Annotated in this window: 3 protein-coding genes; 2 read left to right on the forward strand and 1 reads right to left on the reverse strand. The window is 59.5% G+C overall.

Annotated elements, in window-relative coordinates; genetic code table 11:
- Positions 1–219 precede the first annotated feature (219 nt).
- Together ABX749_RS22945 and ABX749_RS22950 are read left to right on the forward strand one after the other, a co-directional pair.
- The gene (locus tag ABX749_RS22945) at positions 220–2,520 is read left to right on the forward strand and encodes a glutamine amidotransferase (RefSeq protein WP_372898038.1); all 2,301 of its coding nucleotides are present in this window, start codon (positions 220–222) and stop codon (positions 2,518–2,520) included.
- Between the two features lie 185 nt (positions 2,521–2,705).
- A complete protein-coding gene (locus ABX749_RS22950) occupies positions 2,706–3,326 on the forward strand; it encodes a response regulator transcription factor (RefSeq protein WP_372898039.1) in 621 nt (206 codons plus the stop codon).
- On the opposite strand, the gene ABX749_RS22955 is transcribed toward ABX749_RS22950, so the two are convergent.
- Positions 3,323–4,632 (reverse strand): hypothetical protein (locus ABX749_RS22955; RefSeq protein WP_372898040.1); only part of this gene is annotated, 1,310 nt, incomplete at its 5' end. The genes ABX749_RS22950 and ABX749_RS22955 overlap by 4 nt on opposite strands.

The raw sequence follows: 4,632 nt of genomic DNA on the forward strand, positions 1-4,632 counted from the left end.
ACCGCGCCGACCACCCTCGTCGATGGGTTGCGGGCGATCGATGAAGTGCTGCAGCGGAGGATTCAAGAAGCCGTCTTGAGCGGCGTGATTCAGCAAGCCACCGGCCCCGTGCCGCCGGAATATGTCGACATGGTGGACGATTACTACCGTGTGCTTTCCGAGGACGTCGAGTGACCGTGTCCGGACGCAAATTCGCTGTGACGTGGGGATCACGCTGACATGCCGCATTGGGAACCGCTGTATCCAATTGTGGTGTATCCGGTGATCGTCGTTGCGATCGTTGCGCTGTTGTGGTTTGCCCGCCGCATTTCGGTCGCACCCAAATCCGGCAACCCGTTGCTATTGATGTTGCGAGCCGTCGTGCTGCTGGGGTTGGTATCGCTGTTATTGAATCCGATCGATCGCCGTGAAACCGTCTTGCCGCCACGTCCACCGGCTGTCGCGCTGCTGGTGGATTGTTCTCAAAGCATGGGACTCGGTCAGGGGGAATCTCGCATCGATCAAGTCAAGCGAACGATCGGGGCGGTGACACAGGGGATCCAGAAAGAACGCGACATTCGTTTCCCGATGTTTCGTTTCGGTGCCCGTCTGGCAAAGGTTCCGGGACTGTCGGAACTGTCCGCCACCGACGATACCTCCTTGCTGTCCGATGCGTTGCAGAAGCTGCCGTCGCGTGTTGCCGACAATCAAACACAAGCGGTCGTCTTGTTTTCCGACGGCGCCGTCGACAAGGCGGATCAACTGGTTGAATTGGCCACCGCCTACCGCGAGTTGGGCATTCCCGTCCATGCCATGCTTCCGCCACAGCAGGACTTGCGAGGTGACATCGCGATCACCGAATTGTCCGTGCCCCCGCGTGTGGCCAAGGGTGACCAGGCGACGATCCGGGCGGTGATCGAAAGCCGCGGGTATGACAACGAACGCGCGATCGTCTCCATTCGCCCCGCCAATCGACCCCGATCAAAGCCGCTTGCGTCGCTGCCGATCACGTTGACCGAAGGGGCGACGTCCTGTGAATTGGTTGTCACCGCCGATCCGGCACTGGGCGAATTGGCCATCGATGTTCCCGTCGATGCTGGCGAAGCGGTCGCCAAGAACAACCGCGTGCCCTTTCAGTTGACGGAGAAGGATCGCACGCTGAAGGTGCTGTACATGGAAGGCACTTCGGCGCAGGAGAGCCGTTGGCTGCAAAACGCATTGCACGCCGATTCGGACATCAAGTGCGTCGCCATGACGGTCAACAATCAATACGCCCAGCGGCCGAGTCTGCAACGGATCGATGATCCGTATCGAGGCTTTCCGACGACGCGTGCGGAACTGTTTCAATACGACGTCGTGATCTGCAGCGACATCTCCTTCCAAGCGTTCACCCCTGAGCAAATCGATTGGACCGTCGAATTGGTGGATCGGCGCGGCGGCGGTTTTGTGATGATCGGTGGCTACACCAGCTTTGGTGCCGGCGGCTGGGATCGCACGCCTTGGGAAGGGCTGATCCCGTTCGACATGACCGGTCGACGAGACTTTTTGAATCAGGGGTTTCAGGTCGCCGTTCCCGAGCAAGCTCAATCGCATCCGATCTGGAATCTGCTGGACGATCCGGCGCGCAATCGTGCGGCACTGGCTGCGATGCCCCCGTTCGGTGGTACCAATTTGATCTCGCGTGTGAAACCGGCCGCAACCTTGTTGGGGCAAACGCGTACTCCATTGTCCCGCGTCGGCGTCATGCCCGTTTTCGCCTGCGAGAGTTTTGGACGCGGGCGTACCTTTGCCATGTCGACCGATACGACCTATGGCTGGGGGAGTCGATTTGAACGTGAATGGGGCGAGGGCGACAATCGCTACTATCAGAAATTCTGGCGAAACGTCGTGCGTTGGCTGGCGGAGAATTCCCAGGCTTCGCAGAAACGTTTGACACTGCGTGTCGACCAGGTCATCTATTCGCCGGACGAATCAATTCAGCTGGTGGTTGAAGCGTTTGACAAGGAGTTCAAGCCGACGACGGAGTACCGTGTGACGGCACAGTTGGTCGCCAGCCTGGGCGATGACGATTCGTCGCCCGATGGCGTGAACCAATCTTCCGGTTCTGATGCGACGGTGGTCGCGTTGGATGCCAAACCGACCGCGGAACACTACACCGCAACGATCCCTGCCGTCTTGCCGGGGGCCTCGGACGACCGATCCAGTCCGATGCAGACGGCTTATCTGGTCGTCGAGGCGTGGTCGGCCGATCAGAAAGTCGCCCGCGGTTCTCAGCAAATCCAGTTGCTGCATCGGTCCAACGAATGGCTTCGTCCGCAAGCGAAACCCGAACGATTGCAAGCGGTGGTCGAGGCCGGGGGCGGGCGAATGGTCTCGTCCAAAGACGACTTGGACGCCCTGTTGCGGTCGGTCGAGATCGCGCCGGGGGAGGTCCTGATTCATCGGCTGCCCCTCTGGGACCACTGGATGTTGTGGACGCTATTGCTGTCCTTGTTGGCCATCGACTGGATCCTGCGTCGACGCGGCGTGCAACACACCTGAGTTTTTTCCACCTATTGGTCTAGATTTTCTAAAGTCCCCTTGTGTAATCTTCCAACGTCGTCGCCAGGGGCAGCTGAAACACGGCGTATCACCTGGCAACCACCCTTCCATTCCAACGGGATCTATCCTTAGCACACCGAAGCTAACCAACATTTCCGAAACCTAACTTCGATCAAGGGGCAACAATGATCAAGGCTAGTCACGACGGTAATCCGTCGCCAGGAATCCGTCCGTTTACGGTCGTTCTACAAAGCGAACGACTCTCGATTGCAACCCTCCCTGATGCGCTTCCGTTTCAAACCTTGGAAGTTGACAACTGGGAGTCCGTCTTCAAGAAGCTGAGCTCCTTTCGACCGGGATGCCTGCTCGTCGACTTTGACAGCGATCGCGACGAGACGCTCAAACGCGTGCGGAAATTTGCCGACCAAGGCATTCGGTTTTCAATCGTCGGACTGACCGCCGACCGCTCGCGACGGACGCTGCACCTGGCACTGAAGCACGGTTTCGTTGATTTGGTTCCCCATCCGATCGAAAATCGGCTGTTGATCGAAGCGGTCCAAGAAGCTTTTCAAGCCGACGCCGCCGGACCGGATTCGCTGTGCAATCTACGCAGCGGGTTTGGGCGACTGACCCCGAAAGAACGCGAGGTGCTGCCTCAACTGCTGTTGGGAATACCATCGCGACGTCTCGCCGGTAAGCTCAATGTCTCCTACCAAACGATCGATCGTCATCGCAAACGCGTGATCGAAAAAATGAACGTCGATAACATGACGGAACTGGCGATGAAGCTGTACCGTCAGTATTAACCGCCAAACACGACGACCAGATCGATCGCTTGGTGATTGCCCAGCGAGAACGTGACCACGCCGTCTTCGCAGCTGACGTCCTGGGGCAAATCTTCCAGCGACCGTTCAACCCCCGAAGTGTCCGCGATGAACGCGGCTTCGGCGGCGGCGCAGAATTGCAGCTTGACCTTCGACGTTTTCGGCCGCGTCTGAACCACTTGCATCCGTGCGGCAAGTTTCCCGTCGCTGCGGCGTGTGGTCTTCATTTCGGTGACCAAGACGTCAGCGGAGGAAACGTGGACCAGCCACGCCTGGGACGTTTCGCCCGTGGCCGAACCGCGGTCGGCGGTTTTCGGTTCGATCGCGAATACTTCCGCCGGCGCGATGCAGGACCGTGCCACCGCGACCGGGGACGGGCAATCAAACGCGAACGTGACACGAAACGGAATCGCATCGGCGCCGGTGGGGATCCCGATCACGGTGTCCAGGAATCGATCGGCGACCTTGCGATGCAGCGGCAACCCATAACCGGCGACCAGAGTTTGCTTTTCCGCTTCGTCGATCAAGACGCCAAGGGGGGCGATGAACTTCTTCGACGAAGCGCTGTGAACCTTGTCGCGGACCAGGGGGCGCAAGATCGCCGCCTCGCCGGCCACGGCCGTCCGTACGGCAAAATAGTTTTTCCAAAACGCGGTTTCGGATTCGATTGAAATGTTCGTCTTGGGGTGCAAGCTCCCCTCGACCTCCAGCAGTCGGCTTCCCCGTCGCAGCCGATAGTGAATCGAGAACTCGGCAATCGCGTTGCCGGCGTGGTCCTGCAATTCGCCCGAGGCGGTGATTTCGCCGAGCGCCAGGCTGGACTGGGTGACCTCCATCCGTTTGCAAACCATCGTCCCGCCATCTTTTTCACCCGCCAGATCGGCGGCCGCGACCAATCGCATCGACAGCCGGTTGCCGCGTGAGGCGCTAAACACGCCCGAGAGGCTTCCGGCGGTTTCGTCCAAGGCGACGGCCATGAATTCGTTTTTCAAGACGGCGTGTTCGGCAATCCCCTTTTCGCCGCCGGTCAATCGTTTCAGCAGCCCCTGTTTCTTGACCGGTTGAGTGGCCGACAGACGCGTGAATCCCATCGCGGGCACGTCGAAGGTGACGTCGCAACCGCCCCCGCCGGCAGCGGTTGCCGCGTAAACGAATTTTTCGTTCGCCGGGCTGCCGCCGTGCAGTTTCGTGTGCCGTCGAGTCGCGACACCCTGGGCGTTGAAACACAAGACGTCCTTGGCGATCGTGTCATCGGTTGACGGCTCGACGCCGACCACCCGAGCAATCA

The sequence above is a fragment of the Stieleria sp. genome (assembly GCF_041595215.1).
GTDB classification, from domain to species: Bacteria; Planctomycetota; Planctomycetia; order Pirellulales; family Pirellulaceae; genus Stieleria; species Stieleria magnilauensis.

Coding starts and splice junctions, on each gene's coding strand:
- ABX749_RS22945 (WP_372898038.1), top strand. CDS start 220: ATGCCGCATTGGGAACCGCTGTATCCAATTGTGGTGTATCCGGTGATC.
- ABX749_RS22950 (WP_372898039.1), top strand. CDS start 2,706: ATGATCAAGGCTAGTCACGACGGTAATCCGTCGCCAGGAATCCGTCCG.